Origin of the sequence: Stenotrophomonas sp. CCNWLW57 (assembly GCF_037203925.1) — a bacterium.
GTDB lineage: Bacteria > Pseudomonadota > Gammaproteobacteria > Xanthomonadales > Xanthomonadaceae > Stenotrophomonas > Stenotrophomonas rhizophila_A.
In genome coordinates this window covers 259,697-277,592 of record NZ_JBBCBJ010000001.1, presented here as the reverse complement: position 1 = coordinate 277,592, position 17,896 = coordinate 259,697, and the positions used below count along the sequence as shown (strand labels likewise).

The following is a 17,896-nucleotide window of genomic DNA, read 5'->3' as shown; positions in this document are numbered from 1 at the left end:
GGGTACGCTATCGGGCGGTCGCATCCGCGTGCAGCGCCTCGTTCAACTCATCCACCACGATCGCCCAATCCGCATCTTCCTTCAGCTCTTCGCGCAGGAACTGACGCTGCGCATCGCTCCAGTAAGTGGCTTCGGCCAAGGTCACGTCGCCGGGCAGCTGGTGCGCCCGGATGAACGCCGCAATGGCCTCCGGGCTGGAGTCCAACCCCAACTGCTCGAACAGGTTGGTCATGCGCGATTCGGTGGTGTCCATCATGGCAATCCTTGTGGGCGGAAGAATGCTCCATTATCAACACCCCAAGGTGAGGATGGCATCGCCGGAATGGGGGGGGAGGGCAGCACCGGCAATCCGGGTTGGGGTAGTCTGCGCGACAGGCGTCTTATCCCTGTGCCGGACCTTGCCCGGCGCTGCCACCTTCTTTCTGCCAGAACGCCATGAACGCCACCGATACCCTTGAAGCGACCCGCAGCCAGCGCCTGAAGGCCGCCACCCGAGACAGCCACGGCGCGTTGGACAAGCGCATCATGGCCGGCGACATCTTCGCCGACCGTGGGCGGTTCGCGCGCTTCCTGCGGGTCCAGTACCGCTTCCACCGCGATATCGATGGCCTGTACGCCAACGCCGCGCTGGATGCGCTGCTGCCCGACCTGGCCGAACGCCGGCGGCTGCCGCAGGTCACCCGCGACCTGCGCGATCTGGAACAGACCCTGCCGGCCCCGGTGCCGCTGCGGCTGGACCCGGACCTGCCACTGGCCGCCGCACTGGGCTGGTTGTACGTGGCTGAAGGCTCCAACCTGGGCGGCACCATCCTGTACAAGATGGCCGCGCAGCTGGGCCTGGATGCGGACTTCGGCGCACGCCACCTGGCCGCGCATCCCGATGGTGCCGCACGCCACTGGCGCGAGTTCACCGCTGCGCTGGACAGCGTTGTACTCACCGAAGTCGAAGAGCAGCAGATGATCGATGCGGCCGATGCCGCGTTCCGCAGCGTGCACGATCACGTGGAGCTGGAATTCGCATGAGCAGGGGCGTGCGCGCCGTGTCGCGCTGATGCGCTGGCTCTGGTTCTGCCTGGGCTGGGTGATGGTGGCGCTGGGGGTGATCGGCGCGCTGTTGCCGGTGATGCCCACTACCATCTTCCTGATCCTGGCAGTGGGTTGCTTCGCGCGCAGCTCACCGCGCTTCGAGCGCAAACTGCTGGAGCATCCGCGCTACGGCCCGTCGCTGCGCGCCTGGCGCGAGCAGGGCGCGGTGAGTCGCAAGGGCAAGGCATTTGCCGCCGGCGGCATGGCATTCGGGTTTGCGATGTTCTGCTGGGGCGCGAGGCCGTCGTGGCCGTTGCTGCTTGGCGTCGGGCTGTTCTTCGCCGCAAGCGCGGCCTACGTGTTGTCGCGGCCGACGCCGTTGCCGTGATGGTGCGGGTCAGGCGACACCCCATGAGCGACCATGGATCGTAGTGACACGCCATGCGTGTCAAAGCCATGATCCTGTGCACGTAATCCGCCATGCGCGTAGCACGGAACGTCGAACGAAACCGATACCGCGACACCCTGTAAGGTGTCGCGGCACCATGACCGTTACAACAACGGCACCAGCAGCAGCGCCACGATGTTGATGATCTTGATCAACGGGTTGATCGCCGGGCCGGCGGTGTCCTTGTACGGATCGCCGACGGTATCGCCGGTCACTGCCGCCTTGTGCGCCTCGCTGCCCTTGCCGCCGAAGTGGCCGTCTTCGATGTACTTCTTGGCGTTGTCCCAGGCACCGCCGCCGGTGGTCATCGAGATCGCCACGAACAGGCCGGTCACGATGGTGCCGATCAACAGGCCGCCCAGTGCGCGCGGCCCCAGCAGCAGGCCCACCACCACCGGCACCGCGACCGGCAACAGCGAAGGCACGATCATTTCGCGGATCGCCGAGCGGGTCAGCATGTCCACTGCGCGGTCGTACTGCGGCTTGCCGGTGCCTTCCATGATCCCGGGAATCTCGCGGAACTGCCGGCGCACTTCTTCCACCACCGCACCGGCGGCGCGGCCCACTGCTTCCATCGCCATCGCGCCGAACAGGTAGGGGATCAACCCGCCGATCAGCAGGCCGATGATCACCGTGTGGTCGGACAGGTCGAAGGCGAACACTTCACCCGGGTGCGCGGCCTGCAGGTTGTGGGTGTAATCGGCGAACAGCACCAGCGCGGCCAATGCCGCCGAACCGATCGCATAGCCCTTGGTCACCGCCTTGGTGGTGTTTCCCACCGCATCGAGCGGATCGGTGATGTTGCGGATCTCCGGTGGCAGCTCGGCCATTTCGGCGATGCCGCCGGCGTTGTCGGTGATCGGCCCGTACGCATCCAGCGCCACGATCATGCCGGCCATCGACAGCATCGCGGTGGCCGCGATGGCGATGCCGTACAACCCGCCGTGCAGGTGCGCCAGCCAGATCGCCAGGCACACCGCGATCACCGGCAGCGCGGTGGACTTCATCGACACGCCCAGGCCAGCGATGATGTTGGTGCCGTGCCCGGTGGTGGAGGCCTGTGCCACATGCTGCACCGGCTTGTACTGGGTGCCGGTGTAGTACTCGGTGATCCACACGATCAGCCCGGTCAGCACCAGCCCGATCAGCGCGCAGATGTACAGGTTCGTTGCCCCGTGGGCGTTGTCCGGCATCAGCTGCAGGGTGATCGGGTAGAAGGCGATGGCGGCCAGCACGCCCGACACGATCACGCCCTTGTACAGCGCGCCCATGATCGAGCCGCCCGGCTTCACCTTCACGAACAGCGCGCCGATGATCGACGCGATGATCGACACCCCGCCCAGTACCAGTGGATACAGGATCGCGTTGCGACCGGCTTCGGCGATCATCAGGCTGCCCAGCAGCATGGTGGCGATCACCGTCACCGCGTAGGTTTCGAACAGGTCGGCAGCCATGCCGGCGCAGTCGCCGACGTTGTCGCCCACGTTGTCGGCAATCACCGCCGGGTTGCGCGGGTCATCCTCGGGAATGCCGGCTTCGACCTTGCCGACCAGGTCCGCGCCCACGTCGGCACCCTTGGTGAAAATGCCGCCGCCCAGCCGGGCGAAGATCGAAATCAGCGAGGAGCCGAATGCCAATCCAACCAGCGCGTGCAACGCTGCGGCAGTGTCCAGCCCCATCCGCAGCAGCAGCGCGTAATAGCCGGCCACGCCGAGCAGGCCCAGCCCGACCACCAGCATGCCGGTGATCGCACCGCCACGGAATGCCACGTCCATGGCGGCACTGAGGCCATTGCGTGCCGCTTCGGCGGTGCGTACGTTGGCCCGCACCGACACGTTCATGCCGATGTAGCCGGCCGCACCGGACAGCACCGCACCGATCGCGAACCCGATCGCGGTGTACCAGCTGAGGAAGATGCCGACCAGCACGAACAGCACCGCGCCGGCGATGCCGATGGTCAGGTATTGGCGGTTGAGGTAGGCGCGCGCGCCTTCCTGGATGGCGGCGGCGATTTCCTGCATCCGGGCATTGCCCGCCGGTTGCCGGAGGATCCAGCGTGCCGACACGATGCCGTAGAGAATCGCGAGAATGGCGCAGAACAGCGCCAGAGAAAGCCCATAACGTTCCAGCATGTCCCCTCCCGGGTGATGGATGGCATCCAGTTGACGGACGAACCTCACCACGCGGGGCACAACGGGCTGCAACGATGGACCAACCCGTTCAGACCGTACCCGGTCATCAAGCGTGTGGCTTTGTTCAGCAATCCCTGGTGCCCCCGAGTATGCAGTGAAATCATCGCCCCTGCCCAGCGATTGCGCCGAACAGCCCAACGAAGCCCTGATCCAAGGCGCACGAGGCTGTAGCGCCGACCGTTGGTCGGCTCCGCGGTTGGCGCAATCCCATCAGCCCCGCGTGCGCCCCCCTTGCCACACCGTTCATCCCTCCCAAGCCACCCTCACTCCACCCCAACGGAGGCTTCCCGCATGTCCCCCCGCCACCTCATCCTGCTGGCCCTGCTTCCTGCCCTGGCGGCTACTGCCGCCGAAACCCCCGAACGCCAGCGCCCGGTCGGCGCAGCACAGGCAGTGAACGTCACCCACACCCTGCGCCAGATCCCCGAAGCCTGTGCCCGCCTGGAAGGCACCTTCACCGGCGACGCAGCGCAGCCCTACCGGTTCGTGGTCGCCCGCACCAGCGAGCAGTGCCAGCCACGCGCAAAGTTCGTCGACTTCGACAAAGCGCAGCCCAGCGAAGCCAAAGGCTGGAAGCTCAACGACGTGATCCGCGTGCCCAGCGCGGCCTGTCCCACCCAGCAGGCAGTAGTGAGGGTCTGGCGCCTGCCGATGGAACAGAAGCTGCAGCTCGATGGCCAGGGCCAGTCGCGCATCTACCTGGAAGACGCCAAGAAGCAGGCCGCTGCCGGCCAGATCGCGGAGATTCCGATGTTCGCGGCGAAGATGACCGTGGAAGGCAAGGCCTGCCCGTAATGCGCGCAACAAAAAGCCCGTAGAGCCGCGCACTGCGTGGCTCCACAGTGTCCGCAGGCCCGTTACGCCTCAAATGCCGGCAGCTTCTTCTTCACCGCCACATTCTTGAGGGTCACGTACTTCGGCAGTCCATCGGTGCCGTAGGGTAGCGGTGCCTCGCCCTTGATCAGCGGCGACAGGTACGCGCGGGCCTTGTCGGTTATCCCGAAGCCATCGCGGCGGATGAAGCCGGCCGGCATCTTCTTCTCGTGGTTGGCCACCTTGTGCAGCGGCGCCGGCTCGATCTTCCAGCGGTACGGGGCGTCGCTGCTGCGCACGATCACCGGCATCACCGCGTTCTGGCCCTTCAGCGCGTACTGCACCGCCGCCTTGCCCACCGCCTGCGCCTGTTCCCAGTCGGTCTTCGAGGCAATGTGCCGGGCCGAGCGCTGCAGGTAGTCGGGCAGGGTCCAGTGCACCTTGTAGCCCAGCGTGTCCTTGACCCGCGCGGCCAACTGCGAAGCAACCCCGCCCAACTGGGTGTGCCCGAACGAATCCTTGCCGCCGCCGGCATCTGCCACGAACCGGCCATCGGCGGTCTGGATGCCTTCGGAGGCCACCACCACGCAGTGGCCCACGCGCTCCACCACCTGCTTCACCTTGGCCAGGAACGCGGCCTCATCATAGGCGCGCTCGGGCAGCAGAATGATGTGCGGGGCTTCGTCCGGTCCGTTTCCGGCCAGCCCGGCCGCAGCCGCCAGCCAGCCCGCATGCCGGCCCATGGCCTCGTACACGAACACCTTGGTGGAGGTTTCGGCCATGGCCGCCACGTCCAGCGCCGCCTCGCGCACCGACACGGCGGTGTACTTGGCCGCCGAACCGAAGCCCGGGCAGGTGTCGGTCACCGCCAGGTCGTTGTCGATGGTCTTGGGCACGCCGATGCAGGTGAGGTCGTAATCGAAGGCCTTGGCCAGCTGCGAGACCTTCCAGGCGGTATCGGCCGAATCGTTGCCGCCGTTGTAGAGGAACCAGCGCACGTCGTGGGCGCGCAGCACCGCCAGCAGTCGCTCGTAGCGGGCCCGGTCGGCCTCCAGCGATTTGAGCTTGTAGCGGCAGGAGCCGAAGGCGCCGCCGGGGGTATGGGCCAGCGCCGCAATCGCCGCCGCCGACTCCTTCGAGGTGTCGATCAGCTCCTCGCGCAGCGCGCCCAGGATGCCGTTGCGCGCGGCCAAGACCTTGATTCCCTTGGCCCTGGCGGTGCTGATCACCGCCGAGGCAGTGGCATTGATGACGGCGGTGACGCCGCCTGACTGGGCGTACAGCAGGGTACCTTTGGACATGGTGGGACCTTTGTCGGGGGGAAGGACATTGCAGGGACATTACCGGTATGAGGTAAAGTGCGCGTATTGCGGTGCAGCGTGATTGTGGACAATCCCGGGCGCGCGCCCTTCCGTTTTTTACCAAGTTGGAGTCAGGTTGATGCGATTGGTTCTGTTGGGACCGCCCGGTTCGGGCAAGGGGACGCAGGCGACGCGCCTGAAGGAACACCTGAACATTGCGCACATTTCCACCGGTGACCTGCTGCGCGCCGAAGTGGCTGCCGGCACCGAGCTGGGCAAGCAGGCCAAGGCCGTGATGGATGCCGGCAACCTGGTGTCCGATGACATCCTGCTGGGCATGCTGGAATCGCGCCTGGGCCAGGCAGACGTGGCCAATGGCTTCATCCTGGACGGTTACCCGCGCAACGTGGCCCAGGCCAACGCGCTGGACGCCGTGCTGGCCAAGATCGGCCAGCCGCTGGATGCGGTGGTGCAGCTGGATGTGCCGAGCGAACTGCTGGTCGAGCGCATTGCCGGCCGCGCCCAGGAACAGGGCCGCGCCGATGACAATCCCGAATCGGTGCGCAAGCGCCTGCAGGTCTACACCGACCAGACCGCGCCGGTGGTGGATTTCTATGCGGGCCGCGGCACCCTGGCGCGCGTTGATGGCGTTGGCGAGCTTGCCGACGTGGAAGCGCGCATCCAGGCAGCGCTCAAGCGCTGACAACCTACACGCGCACGCCCGGTCCTATCGGAACCGGGCGTGCGGTGTAGAGCGCCAGCGATCGGGCCTGCTCAGGGCCCCACACCATGAGCCCCCCCTGGGGACGGCCTCTTGGGGAGTAGGACCATCGGGGGTAGTGCGGCTGGCGCGCTGAATTGTGTACGTGTTCACAGTACACCGCTATCGGGAATTCCCTGACAGCACGCGTAAAGCCGCGCGCTGTCGTCCCACAGTCTGCTCTGCAAACAGCGGGCCCCATTGTCTGCTTCCATACCCTGGCCGCTGCGCGGCCGCCCCCTGACTCAGGGGGCTACCCCCCACATGCTTTGCGTCTCCCCTTCAGAGTGGGCTTTGGGCGACAATCGGGTGATGAGCACGATCCACATTCTTGGAATTGCCGGCACCTTCATGGGCGGCGTGGCCGCCCTGGCGCGGGAACTGGGCCATACGGTCCGTGGCAGCGACCAGGCGATCTATCCGCCGATGTCCACCCAGCTGGAACAGCTGGGCATCGCCCTGGACCCGGGCTATCGCGCCGACAGCGTGGCCCGCGATTGCGATGAAGTCGTGGTCGGCAACGCGTTGTCGCGTGGCAACCCGGCCGTGGAAGCGGTGCTGGATGCCGGGCAGCGCTACATCTCCGGCGCGCAGTGGCTGTCCGAACAGGTGCTGCCGGGCCGCGACACGCTGGCCGTGGCCGGTACCCATGGCAAGACCACCACCACCACCATCCTGACCTGGCTGCTGCAGGCCGCCGGCCGTGAGCCGGGCTTCCTGATCGGCGGCGTGGCCGAGGATTTCGGTGTGTCCGCACGGGTGGGGCAGGGCCGCGAGTTTGTGGTGGAGGCCGATGAGTACGACACCGCATTCTTCGACAAGCGCAGCAAGTTCGTGCACTACCGCCCGCTGGTGGCCATCCTCAACAACCTCGAATACGACCACGCCGACATCTTCCCGGACGTGGCCGCGATCCAGCGCCAGTTCCACCACCTGGTGCGCACCGTGCCCGCGCGCGGACGGCTGATCGTCAACGGCGAAGACACCTACCTGGCCGAAGTGCTGGCGATGGGCTGCTGGACGCCGGTGGAACGCTTCGGTTTCGATCCCGGGTTGGAATGGCATGCCGAACTGGTCAATGCCGACGGCAGCGCCTTCATCGTGCACCACCGTGGCGTGGCGCTGGGCGAAGTGCGCTGGTCGCTGCTGGGCCGCCACAACGTGCTCAACGGCCTGGCCGCGTTGGCGGCCGCGCACGCGGTAGGCGTTGCGCCGGCCAGCGTGATCCCGGCATTGGCGCAGTTCCGCAGCGTCAAGCGGCGCATGGAAGTGATCGGCGTGGCCGACGACATCACGGTCTACGACGATTTCGCCCATCATCCCACCGCCATCCGCACCACGCTGGAAGGCCTGCGCGCCAAGATCGGCCAGCGCCGCATCGTGGTCGCAATGGAGCCGCGCAGCAACTCGATGCGGCTGGGCGCACACGCCGATGCGCTGGCACCCTCGCTGGCGCTGGCCGACGCGGTGGTGTTCCTGCACCGGCCGGAACTGGCCTGGGATGCGGCCAGCGTGATCGCCGCCGTGCGCGGCGACGCGCACGCCGTGCCCGATACCGACGCACTGCTGGCACGACTCGGTGACACCGTGCAGCCGGGCGACCACGTGGTGTTCATGTCCAATGGCGGCTTCGACGGCGCGCCGCGCCGCTTCCTGGCCCAGCTGCAGGCGCGGTGATCGGTTGGCCATGACCGATTCCGTTGCCACGCTGCCGCTGTTCCCGCTGCACGCGGTCCTGCTGCCCGGCGCCACGCTGGGCCTGCGCGTGTTCGAGCGCCGCTACCTGGACATGCTGCGCGAGTGCAGCCGCAACAACACCCACTTCGGGGTCTGCCTGATCCTGGACGGTGATGAAGTCGGGGCTCCGGCCATCCCGGCCGCGCACGGGGTGGAAGCGCGCATCGACGATTTCGACATGGGCGACGACGGCGTGCTGGTGCTGCGCCTGCGCGGCCATCGCCGGTTCCATGTGCGCCAGGTGCGGGTGCGCGACAACGGCCTGATCATGGCCGAGGTGGAATGGAGCACGCCCGACCACGACGACGAACTGCGCCCGGAACATGCGCTGCTGTCCACCGTGCTGGGCCACATCATCGAACAGGCCGGCACCGCGTTCGCGCCCGCGCATCCGGCGCTGCTGGACCAGGCCGCCTGGGTCGGCTGGCGGCTGGCCGAACTGCTGCCGCTGGAGGAATCGCAGCGCTTGCAGCTGCTGCAGCACGACGACCCGCACGAGCGTCTTGACGCACTGCTGCGCTGGATGCCGGCCAACTCAACGCCGATCGACGAGAACTGGTAACCCGAACCGGGTGACCCCGGCCGGTAGATCACGACCGTTGGTCGTGATCGCCCTCAATACGTCCGCACCCGCAACACCGGCATGCCGGTTTCAGGATGCGTTCCGACCTCCTGCGGCAACCCTTCCAGCGCCTCGCGCACCGCCTTCAGCGACGGATCGATGCCGCGCATCGGCCGCCACATCCCGATCAGGTGGAAGTGCTGGTAGTGCAGCGTCTGCGCGCTGCCCAGCCAAAGCGGCTGGTCGCCCGGCTGCAGCTGGGTAGCGGCCGGCCACAGGCGCAGCGCGAAGATCTCGTTGGGCGCATTGCCCGGGCGCAGCAGCAGCAGCGATTCGACCTGCGTATCCAGCGTGGCCGGCAGCACCGGCACTTCGTCCGGGGTGGCCGATTTGTCCAGCATCAGCAGCGCCTGTTCCCAACCGGCCTGCGGCTGCACGCGCCAGCCCTGGCTTTCCAGGCGCTCGCGCAGCGGCGCCAGCGGCCCGGCCACCTGCACGTCCAGCGGCCAGCGCTGGTCATCATCGAATTCATTGCGGCGCGAAGGCTGGGCGCGCCACTGGCTGCCCCACCAGTCCTGCGCGTCCACATTGGCCGGCGCCGGCTGGGCCGGCTCGAAACGCTCCAGCTTCGCCTCGGTATTGCGCGGCGCATACCACAGCGCGGCCACCGTGAAAGTACCGTAGAACAGCCACGACACCGGCTTGACCCAGAATGAGCGGTTGAAGCGGCGGCGGTAGGCGATGCCCAGCACCAGCAGCCAGAAGATGCCGAACAGCATCCCGCCGACCACGTCGCTCAGCCAGTGCGCGCCCAGGTACAGCCGCGAGAAGCCGATCAGGCTGACGATGATGCCCGACAGCAGATACGGCCACACACGGGTGCGGCCGGGCAGCTCGCGCGCGATCAGTACCGCAAAGAAGCCAAAGGTGATGGTGGCCATGGTCACCGACACCGACGGGAAGCCGAAGCCGCTGCTCGCCCCCGGCGGACGCACCACGGTCACCGTGGCGCCCAGCAGCTTGGTCAGCGCCAGCCCGAAGGCCAGTGCGGCCAGCCAGTGCGCGGCCGCCATCCAGCGCCGGCGCCAGATCAGGTAGCCCATCGTGACTGCCGTGGCAGGAAGCAGCACCGGCCAGGCACCCAGCGAGGCCAGCGCCGCCATCGGGTAATCAGCCAGCGGATTGCGCAGCGCCAGCATCGCCTGGTGCACGGCCAGGTCCAGGCTGAGCGGTTCGCCGTGGGCCACCACCGCCATCAGCAAGGCGAACCAGCACCAGCCCAGCAACAGCAGCATCAATGCCAGCATCGCCAGCGGGACCGATTCACGGCGCTGCGGGTCGAACACCGACACCGAGTAGCGACCCAGGGTGGGGTGGCGCTGCGACCAGCGCAGCAGGCCGGCCAGCCAGCTGTCCATGCGCGCGGCCGACCAGCGGTAGCCGTACAGCACGATCGCCCAGACCACGCCCATCACCACGCCAACCAATGCCAGCACCATCACCAGCCGCCCGGCCACGGCGGCCACCGCGTCGTAGGCCTCGCCCAGCACCCAGCCCGGGGCCAGGAACAGCACCGCCCAGGACAGGCTGGCGATGCCGCTGGCCTGCACATAACGCATGGCCGGCATGTTCATCATGCCGGCGATGGCGGGCACGAACGGACGGATCGCGCCTACATAGCGCGCCACCAGGATGCTCTTGAAGGCATTGCGGCGGAACATCGTCTCGCCACGGTCGAGCAGCTGGGGGTAGCGGCTGAACGGCCAGAAGCCGCGCAGCCGGTCACCCCAGCGCCGGCCGATCCAGTAGCTGATGCCATCGCCGGCGAACGCGCCCAGCGCCGCGCACGCTACGGCGTACGGTCCCGAGATCTGGCCCAGGCCGATGAACACGCCCACCGCGAACAGCAGCGGCAGCGCGGGCACGATGGCGCCAAGCACGATGACGGCATCGCAGAAGGCGATGAGGAAGATGACCGCACCGGCAAGCACGGGGTGAGCTGAGATCCACGCAAGCGTGGCATCGATCCATGACGAGTCCATCGGTGTATTATAGAGTGGCCAAAGTGACTGACTCCCGGCCAGCTAGAATGGCCGGCATGAATCGCCCGCTCCCGCCTGCCGCACACGCCCTCAAGGCCGACAGTTTTGGCCGCATCCTGCTGATGGAGGAGGGCGGCACGCGCTTCGTCCGCCGCGACCTGGGCGCCACCCCGTGGTGGCTGCGGCTGCCGGCCTGGTGGCTGGCCCGGCGTGAAGCCCGCGCGCTGGCGCATCTGAATGGCATGCCCGACACCCCGGCGCTGCTGGCCTGGAACGGCCGCTGGCTGGACCGCAGCTTCATGGCCGGTGACGCGATGTACCAGCGCCCGCCGCGTGGCGACGTAGCCTACTTCCGCGCCGCGCGCCGGTTGCTGCAGAAGGTGCACCGCCACGGCATCGCCCACAACGACCTGGCCAAGGAAGCGAACTGGCTGGTGCGCGAAGACGGCAGCCCAGCGCTGATCGACTTCCAGCTGGCCGTGATCGGCAACCCGCGCTCGCGCTGGATGCGCCTGCTGGCCCGCGAAGACCTGCGCCACCTGCTCAAGCACAAGCGCATGTACTGCCGCGAGTCACTGACCCCGGTGGAAAAGCGCGTGCTCAAGCGCCACTCGTGGGTGCGCGACCTGTGGTTCCGCACCGGCAAGCCGGTGTACCGGTTCGTGACCCGGAAGATCCTGCACTGGGAAGACAACGAGGGGCAGGGGCCGAAGCCGTGACCTGGCGTGGCAGGTACCGGACATGGAGCGGCGCAGGCTTCCTGGGATAAGGGAATTAACCATGCACAAGACCGTCCACATAGCCCTCGCACTGGCAGCGCTCGCGCTCGGCATCTGGGCGTATTCCGCCATGCCCGGCTGGATGGGGCTGATGGTGTGTGGTGTTCTCTTGGCATGCGCAGCGGTCGCAACCGTTGCTGCCGCGCTGGGTCGCGGGGCACGACAACGGGTTGCACGGCTCTGGAGGGAGTTTTTCGATTCCCTCTACGGACTCTGATGCACCAACATGCTTACGGTGCCACGGGCACCAGCTGCTGCGCGATGAAATTACGCTTGGCGTCGAAGTCATAGCCCATCTGCACGCTTCCCAGGTCGGGGCAGGCATGGCACTCGCGCAGTGGCGTGCGGTACAGCAGGCGAACGCCGCCGCCGTCCAGCGGTGCGGTGCCCGCCGCCTGCGCCGGGGCGAACGGTGTCGCCTGCGGATCGGTGGCCAGCAGCGCCTGTACGGCTGGGTCGGCGCGCAGCGTGTCGTCCAGCTGCACATTGTCCACGTCAATGCGCTTGCCGCTGGCATCGATCAGCCGCGTGCCTTCGTTGGTGTTGGCGCGGAACGGGTAGTTGACGGTCGCCACGCCGACACCATCCTGGTCATGCCAGGCGACCACATGGGCTAGCTCGCCGGCACTGCTCAGCTGCTCGGCGGCGGTGACGGCATCGTCACTTGCACCACCGGCCAGCATTGCCTTCATCAAGCACTCGCGGGTGGCCGCGGCTTCGCCTTGGCGGCAGGCATTGAGGTCGCCACTCCAGACCACCGCGTTGCTCCAGCGCAGGGTGCCGTTGGCGGGTGATTGGGCGGTGGGGATGCTGGCGGTGCCAGCAGGTGCTGCATCGGGCGCGGAGGCGCCGGGCTCGCGTTGGCAGGCGGTGGCGACCAGGACCACGCCGAGGGCAATGAACAAACAGCGGGAACGGCGCATGGTGAATACCTCGCAGCAGTAACCGGGGCAATAACTATCGTCAAGGGGCGGTCAATTGCGCGTGGGCGCGGCATACTTGGCCGATCATGAGACCGCAGGAGTTGATCGACGTGGCCAGTCTGCAAGGGAAAACCCTATTCATCACCGGCGCCTCGCGCGGTATCGGCCTGGCAATTGCGTTGCGCGCTGCGCGCGATGGCGCCAACGTGGCGATCGCCGCCAAGTCTGCGGTCCCCAATCCGAAACTCCCGGGCACCATTCATAGCGCCGCCGAAGCGGTCACCGCTGCGGGCGGGCAGGGCCTGGCACTGAAGTGCGACATCCGCGAAGAAGACCAGGTGCGCGCGGCGGTGGCCGCCACCGTGGATACCTTTGGTGGCATCGACATCCTGGTCAACAACGCCAGCGCGATCTGGCTGCGCGGCACGCTGGATACGCCGATGAAGCGGTTCGACCTGATGCAGCAGGTCAATTCGCGCGGCAGTTTCCTGTGCGCGCAGGCCTGCCTGCCGCACCTGCTGCAGGCGCCCAACCCGCACATCCTCACCCTGGCGCCGCCGCCGAGCCTGGACCCAAAGTGGTGGGCCCCGCATACCGGTTACACGCTGGCCAAGATGGGCATGAGCTTCGTCACCCTGGGCCTGGCGGCAGAGTTCGGGCCGCAGGGCGTGGCCGTCAACGCGCTGTGGCCGCGCACGGTGATCGCCACTGACGCAATCAACATGATTCCCGGCGTGGACGTGGGCGGCTGCCGCACACCGGAGATCCTGGCCGACGCCGCGCACGCGGTCCTGACCCGCGAGGCGGCGGGTTTCAGCGGCCAGTTCCTGCTGGATGACGAGGTACTGGCCGAAGCCGGCATCACGGACCTGACCGGCTATGCCGTAGATCCGACGCGCCCGCTGATGCCCGATCTGTTCCTGGACTGAGAGGCGCTGGTTATGGCGTTTCGGTGAAACTCTTGTCGCGATTGGTCATAACCTCGGCGATGGAGTCGCGAACGGCGGACATGTTAGCTTCAAGCTTGGTGACGTTTGCCATTGTTTTCAGGCAATCCTGCAATCGTTGACGGTCCCTACGTGTGCATCGGCTCCGGCAGCCGCTCACCACAATCGCGCGCCGCGGCGCGCTCCAGGCGCGCTGGTGAAATGGCCACAGCCGACATCGCATCGCGTATCAGTCCCGCCTTCTGCTATGGACAATGCCATGAATAAAACTGATGCCGTCAACCGATTTCAGGAAGTCCGGGGAGGCAATGCCCTTCTGGGCCAGATAGTTTCCGAAATGCTTCACCGAAATCTCCTCCTCCCGCGTCAGCCGCCTGTCAGCGCGCGTATCGCAGAACCGTGGGCCGTCGTCCTGGATGAAGACGAAATGTTCGCACCACGAGCGAGGGGTGGATGCCGGCTTGGCTGATGGTGTCGAGAGGTAGTCGAGAAAGGTGGACGACACGTTCTTCAAGTTGATCTGAACGTTCGACCGTCGCGTGTGCGCGTCTCCCAACGTCGCCTGCAATGGTATGGCAAGGGTGCGTGGGCGGGACGCTGGATGGGCAGGGGGATTCTGCGTCGGGAACATAAGGGCGCGCGCGTGAGGATTGACACCGGATTCTCCTCACCCGTACGAGGGAGACCTTCCATATTTCAATCATCCCTCGGCACGTCACCTCGATCCTTCCTCGCGTGTACCCATCAGTAGCGCCGGTCGCTGCCCTGCGATCGCGCGCAGCGAGGAGGACGCCCGTCAGACAAGGTTGTACGGCAACGACAAGGCCACGCAGGGCGTGGCTCTACGTGTTCATCGGCTCCGGCAGGCGCTCCCCACACTGGCGGCAATGCTTCGCATCCGGCTCATGCCCTTCCAGTCCGCACGCCGGGCACCCGCGCGCATCGCGCTTGGACGCGCGTTCGGCATCGCGCATGGTATTGGCCAGCTCCGCGGTGTAGATGCCGGTAGGCACGGCGATGATGCTGTAGCCAATCAGGATCAGCACCGAAGTCACGAAGCGGCCCAGTACCGTCTGCGGCACGATGTCGCCAAAGCCCACCGTCGCCATCGTCACCACCGCCCAGTACATCGCGCTGGGGATGCTGGTGAAGCCATGGTTCGGCCCTTCGATCACGTACATCAGGGTGCCGGCGATGATCGTGATGGTGATCACCGTGAACAGGAACAACAGGATCTTGCGCCGGCTGCGCCACAGCGACTCCATCAGCACGCCGCTTTCTTCAATGTAGCGGGTCAGCTTGAGGATGCGGAACACGCGCAGGATGCGCAGCGCACGCACCACCAGCAAGCTCTGCGCACCGGGAATGAACAGCGACAGGTAGGTGGGCAGGATCGAGGCCAGGTCGATGATGCCCCAGATGCTGAAGGCATACCGCAGCGGCCGCTTCACCACCACCAGCCGCAGCAGGTATTCGGCGGTGAACAGGATCGTGAACCCCCACTCGACCACGTACAGCCAACTGGCATGTTCGATATGGAAACGCTGCACGCTGTCGAACATCACCACCAGCACGCTGGCGATGATGGCGTAGACCAGCAGCAGGTCGAAATTGCGCGACGGCCGGGTGTCGTGGCGGTAGATGATGTCGAACCAGGTCCGGCGCCAGCCGGAGTCGGTGGCGGGGTTCAGCTGGGGGGCGCGCAGGGGGTGCATGGGCCGCATTGTGCCCCAGCCGGTGGAGGGGGAGAATGGACCCCCTTCCCGGACCCCTCGGACCCCTGACCGCCATGACCGCTGCTGCCCCCGATCCGCTCCTGTCCCTGTCGCATTACTACCTGCCGGTGTACAAGCCGCGCCAGGTGGTGCTCGAACGCGGCCAGGGCGCCCGCGTCTGGGACAACCAGGGCCGTGAGTTCATCGACCTGGCCGCCGGCATTGCCGTGTGCGGCCTGGGCCACAACGATCCGGACCTGAAGGCCGCGCTGATCGAACAGGCCGGCAAGCTGTGGCACACCAGCAACGTGTTCTACAGCGAACCGCCCCTGCGCCTGGCCGAGGAGCTGGTCACCGCCTCGCGCTTCGCCGAGCGCGTGTTCCTGTGCAATTCCGGAGCCGAAGCCAACGAAGTGGCGATCAAACTGGTGCGCAAGTGGGCCTCCTCGCAGGGCCGTCCGGCCCACCAGCGCGTCATCGTGACCTTCCGTGGCAGCTTCCATGGCCGCACCCTGGCGGCGGTGACCGCAACTGCGCAGCCGAAGTACCAGGAAGGCTACGAGCCGCTGCCCGGTGGCTTCCGCTATGTGGACTTCAACGATGAAGTGCAGCTGGAAACGGCGATGGCCGCCGGCGACGTCGCTGCGGTGATGCTGGAGCCGATCCAGGGCGAGGGCGGGGTGATGCCGGCCAAGCCGGGCTTCATGAAGCGCATCCGCGAGCTGTGCGACCAGCACAACGCGCTGATGGTGCTCGATGAGATCCAGGTCGGCATGGGCCGCACCGGTACCCTGTTCGCGCACTGGCAGGACGAGATCAAGCCGGACATCGTGACCCTGGCCAAGGCGCTGGGGGGCGGCTTCCCGATCGGCGCGATGCTGGCCGGCCCCAAGGTGGCCGAGACCATGCAGTTCGGTGCGCACGGCACCACCTTCGGCGGCAACCCGCTGGCGGCGGCGGTGGCGCGCGTGGCGCTGCGCAAGCTTTCCTCGGCGGAGATCGCGCGCAACGTGAGCTGCCAGTCGCAGGCGCTGCGCGATGGGCTGGGGAAGATCAATGACGAGTTCAAGGTGTTCAGCCAGGTGCGCGGCCGCGGCCTGATGCTGGGCGCGGTGCTGGACAAGGATTTCACCGGGCAGGCCGGGGCGATCCTGGACCATGCTGCCGATCATGGGCTGCTGACGCTTCAGGCCGGGCCGGATGTGCTGCGGTTCGTGCCGGCGTTGAACATCAGCGATGAAGAGATTGCCGAAGGTCTGAAGCGGTTGCGGGCTGCGGTGCAGTCGTTCGTCGCGTCGCGTTGAGGAGGGGCCGCCGAATGACGGTGCCGAGTAAGAGCAGCCGACTAACAGTCGGCTCTACACGTCGGCTCTACATGTCGGCTCTACACGTCGGCGTTGCCGTCCCGTTGGGGGTAGAGCCGACTGTTAGTCGGCTGCCCTGCATCAGGCGTTGATGCCGAACCGGTGCATGAGCTTGCCGAAACTGCGGCTGTCGCGCGCGGTGTCGGCTGGCAGCCCGGCCAGGCGCGCGCCGCGCACATTGACGAACAGGTCGTCGACGAACAGGGTGCGGGTGGGACGTGCGTCGAGCCGTTCCACCGCTTTCAGGAACACCGCCGGGTCTGGCTTGCGCCCGCCCAGTTCGCCACTGCACAGAATGCGCCCTTCCAGCATCGGCGCCAGCGTAGGCAGGATGCGCGGAATGGTCTGCGCCATCAGTGCGCCGTTGTTGGTGAGGATGGCGATCGGCATCGCCTGCGCGATGCGCTGCACGCGCTCGACCACGCCGGTCTGCGGCGGTGAGGCGGCAATGCGCGCGTCCTGCCATTGGGCGAGGCTGATGGTCACGCCGAGTGCATCGCTTAGTAGCTGCAGGTAGCGCGTGCTGTCCAGCCCCAGATCGAACTGCTGTTCCAGTCCGCTGTCGAACAGTGCCGCGTGCACCTGTGCGGGCGTGCATCCGCAGGACTCGGCCAGGTGGCGCACACGCAGGTGCCGCGCGTAGTTGACCAGCACGCCATCGAAATCCAGCAGCAGGCAGTCCAGGGCAACCGGCATGTTCCACTCATGTGCGAAGCGACAGCCGACGTTACCGCACTGTCGGGGTTCGCTGCGACATCCCGTCGCACCACGCCCTTGGTGGAGCTGCCTAGAATTGCAGTGACTGAAGGATGGAGAACGCCGTGAACCTGTTTGTCCCCATGATCCTGGCAGGGTTGGCATTGGCGCCCGTCGCACAGGCACGCGTGTGTGCGGTCAGCATCGACAGCACCGACCAGATGAGCTTCAGCAGCAAGGAGATCAAAGTGGCCGGCGACTGCAGCCAGGTGAAGCTGACCCTGCGCCACACCGGCAAGCTGGCGGCCACGGCGATGGGGCACAACTGGGTGCTGACCCAGGCGGCGGACTACCAGCCGGTGGCGCTGGCGGGCATGCGGATGACGCTGGCCGACAGCTACCTGCCGAAGCAGGATCCGCGTGTGCTGGCACATACGGCGGTGATCGGCGGCGGGCAGAGCACCAGCGTGACGTTCCCTACCGCGGCATTGCGCAAAGGCGGGGACTACACGTTCTTCTGCTCGTTCCCCGGGCACTTCGCGATGATGAAAGGCAGGTTTGTGTTCGGCTGATGCCGAACACAAACCTCCG

General features: G+C 66.8%; 19 protein-coding genes. 11 read left to right on the top strand and 8 right to left on the bottom strand.

Annotation, left to right across the window (positions count from 1 at the left end; genetic code table 11):
• Positions 1-7 precede the first annotated feature (7 nt).
• Positions 8-253 (bottom strand): DUF2789 domain-containing protein, encoded by a 246-nt coding sequence (locus V9K91_RS01255; protein ID WP_068854771.1) that lies wholly within the window; start codon positions 251-253, stop codon positions 8-10.
• A gap of 182 nt (positions 254-435) precedes the next feature.
• On the opposite strand from V9K91_RS01255, the gene V9K91_RS01250 reads away from it, so the two are divergent.
• Together V9K91_RS01250 and V9K91_RS01245 are read left to right on the top strand one after the other, a co-directional pair.
• Positions 436-1,023 carry a biliverdin-producing heme oxygenase gene (locus tag V9K91_RS01250; protein WP_336442569.1) on the top strand — a complete coding sequence of 196 codons (588 nt, stop codon included), beginning with the start codon at positions 436-438 and terminating at the stop codon, positions 1,021-1,023.
• Positions 1,024-1,051: 28 nt separating this feature from the next.
• Positions 1,052-1,414 carry a YbaN family protein gene (locus V9K91_RS01245; protein ID WP_068853917.1) on the top strand — a complete coding sequence of 121 codons (363 nt, stop codon included), beginning with the start codon at positions 1,052-1,054 and terminating at the stop codon, positions 1,412-1,414.
• A 164-nt stretch (positions 1,415-1,578) separates the two neighbouring features.
• On the opposite strand, the gene V9K91_RS01240 is transcribed toward V9K91_RS01245, so the two are convergent.
• Positions 1,579-3,606 carry a sodium-translocating pyrophosphatase gene (locus V9K91_RS01240; RefSeq protein ID WP_068853916.1) on the bottom strand — a complete coding sequence of 676 codons (2,028 nt, stop codon included), beginning with the start codon at positions 3,604-3,606 and terminating at the stop codon, positions 1,579-1,581.
• Between the two features lie 351 nt (positions 3,607-3,957).
• Between V9K91_RS01240 and V9K91_RS01235 the strand changes: the two genes are divergently transcribed.
• Entirely contained in the window at positions 3,958-4,461 is a 504-nt protein-coding gene (locus V9K91_RS01235; RefSeq protein WP_095363572.1) for a hypothetical protein, read from the top strand.
• Positions 4,462-4,523: 62 nt separating this feature from the next.
• On the opposite strand, the gene V9K91_RS01230 is transcribed toward V9K91_RS01235, so the two are convergent.
• Positions 4,524-5,780, bottom strand: coding sequence for a 6-phosphofructokinase (locus V9K91_RS01230; RefSeq protein WP_249833055.1), 1,257 nt, complete (start codon positions 5,778-5,780; stop codon positions 4,524-4,526).
• 139 nt (positions 5,781-5,919) lie between these two features.
• On the opposite strand from V9K91_RS01230, the gene V9K91_RS01225 reads away from it, so the two are divergent.
• From V9K91_RS01225 to V9K91_RS01215, 3 genes are all read left to right on the top strand, one after another.
• On the top strand, positions 5,920-6,483 hold the full coding sequence (locus V9K91_RS01225) for an adenylate kinase (RefSeq protein ID WP_068853913.1): 564 nt from the start codon (positions 5,920-5,922) through the stop codon (positions 6,481-6,483).
• Between the two features lie 369 nt (positions 6,484-6,852).
• On the top strand, positions 6,853-8,217 hold the full coding sequence (gene mpl, locus V9K91_RS01220; protein ID WP_093533630.1) for a UDP-N-acetylmuramate:L-alanyl-gamma-D-glutamyl-meso-diaminopimelate ligase: 1,365 nt from the start codon (positions 6,853-6,855) through the stop codon (positions 8,215-8,217).
• Between the two features lie 10 nt (positions 8,218-8,227).
• Positions 8,228-8,839, top strand: a complete 612-nt coding sequence (locus tag V9K91_RS01215; RefSeq protein ID WP_336442568.1) for an LON peptidase substrate-binding domain-containing protein — start codon at positions 8,228-8,230, stop codon at positions 8,837-8,839.
• A 53-nt stretch (positions 8,840-8,892) separates the two neighbouring features.
• On the opposite strand, the gene V9K91_RS01210 is transcribed toward V9K91_RS01215, so the two are convergent.
• Entirely contained in the window at positions 8,893-10,881 is a 1,989-nt protein-coding gene (locus V9K91_RS01210; RefSeq protein WP_336442567.1) for a bifunctional DedA family/phosphatase PAP2 family protein, read from the bottom strand.
• Positions 10,882-10,937: 56 nt separating this feature from the next.
• Here V9K91_RS01210 and V9K91_RS01205 point away from each other — a divergent pair, with 56 nt between their 5' ends.
• On the top strand, positions 10,938-11,600 hold the full coding sequence (locus V9K91_RS01205; protein WP_336442566.1) for a serine/threonine-protein kinase: 663 nt from the start codon (positions 10,938-10,940) through the stop codon (positions 11,598-11,600).
• Positions 11,601-11,661: 61 nt separating this feature from the next.
• The gene (locus V9K91_RS01200) at positions 11,662-11,877 is read left to right on the top strand and encodes a hypothetical protein (protein WP_336442565.1); all 216 of its coding nucleotides are present in this window, start codon (positions 11,662-11,664) and stop codon (positions 11,875-11,877) included.
• Positions 11,878-11,890: 13 nt separating this feature from the next.
• Here the strand turns inward: V9K91_RS01200 and V9K91_RS01195 are convergent, their stop codons facing one another.
• Positions 11,891-12,583 carry a hypothetical protein gene (locus V9K91_RS01195; protein ID WP_307106274.1) on the bottom strand — a complete coding sequence of 231 codons (693 nt, stop codon included), beginning with the start codon at positions 12,581-12,583 and terminating at the stop codon, positions 11,891-11,893.
• Positions 12,584-12,669: 86 nt separating this feature from the next.
• Between V9K91_RS01195 and V9K91_RS01190 the strand changes: the two genes are divergently transcribed.
• Positions 12,670-13,512, top strand: coding sequence for an NAD(P)-dependent oxidoreductase (locus V9K91_RS01190; protein WP_095363577.1), 843 nt, complete (start codon positions 12,670-12,672; stop codon positions 13,510-13,512).
• A gap of 247 nt (positions 13,513-13,759) precedes the next feature.
• Here the strand turns inward: V9K91_RS01190 and V9K91_RS01185 are convergent, their stop codons facing one another.
• Complete coding sequence (locus V9K91_RS01185) at positions 13,760-14,044, bottom strand: hypothetical protein (RefSeq protein WP_336442564.1); 285 nt, start codon at positions 14,042-14,044, stop codon at positions 13,760-13,762.
• Between the two features lie 328 nt (positions 14,045-14,372).
• A complete protein-coding gene (locus V9K91_RS01180) occupies positions 14,373-15,245 on the bottom strand; it encodes an ion transporter (RefSeq protein ID WP_068853907.1) in 873 nt (290 codons plus the stop codon).
• A gap of 74 nt (positions 15,246-15,319) precedes the next feature.
• Here V9K91_RS01180 and V9K91_RS01175 point away from each other — a divergent pair, with 74 nt between their 5' ends.
• Entirely contained in the window at positions 15,320-16,549 is a 1,230-nt protein-coding gene (locus V9K91_RS01175; protein WP_249833050.1) for an acetylornithine transaminase, read from the top strand.
• A 141-nt stretch (positions 16,550-16,690) separates the two neighbouring features.
• Here the strand turns inward: V9K91_RS01175 and V9K91_RS01170 are convergent, their stop codons facing one another.
• Positions 16,691-17,305: an HAD-IA family hydrolase gene (locus tag V9K91_RS01170; protein ID WP_336442563.1), complete on the bottom strand. Its 615-nt coding sequence runs from the start codon at positions 17,303-17,305 to the stop codon at positions 16,691-16,693.
• A gap of 143 nt (positions 17,306-17,448) precedes the next feature.
• Between V9K91_RS01170 and azu the strand changes: the two genes are divergently transcribed.
• Positions 17,449-17,877 carry an azurin gene (gene azu, locus V9K91_RS01165; RefSeq protein ID WP_336442791.1) on the top strand — a complete coding sequence of 143 codons (429 nt, stop codon included), beginning with the start codon at positions 17,449-17,451 and terminating at the stop codon, positions 17,875-17,877.
• Positions 17,878-17,896: the final 19 nt, after the last annotated feature.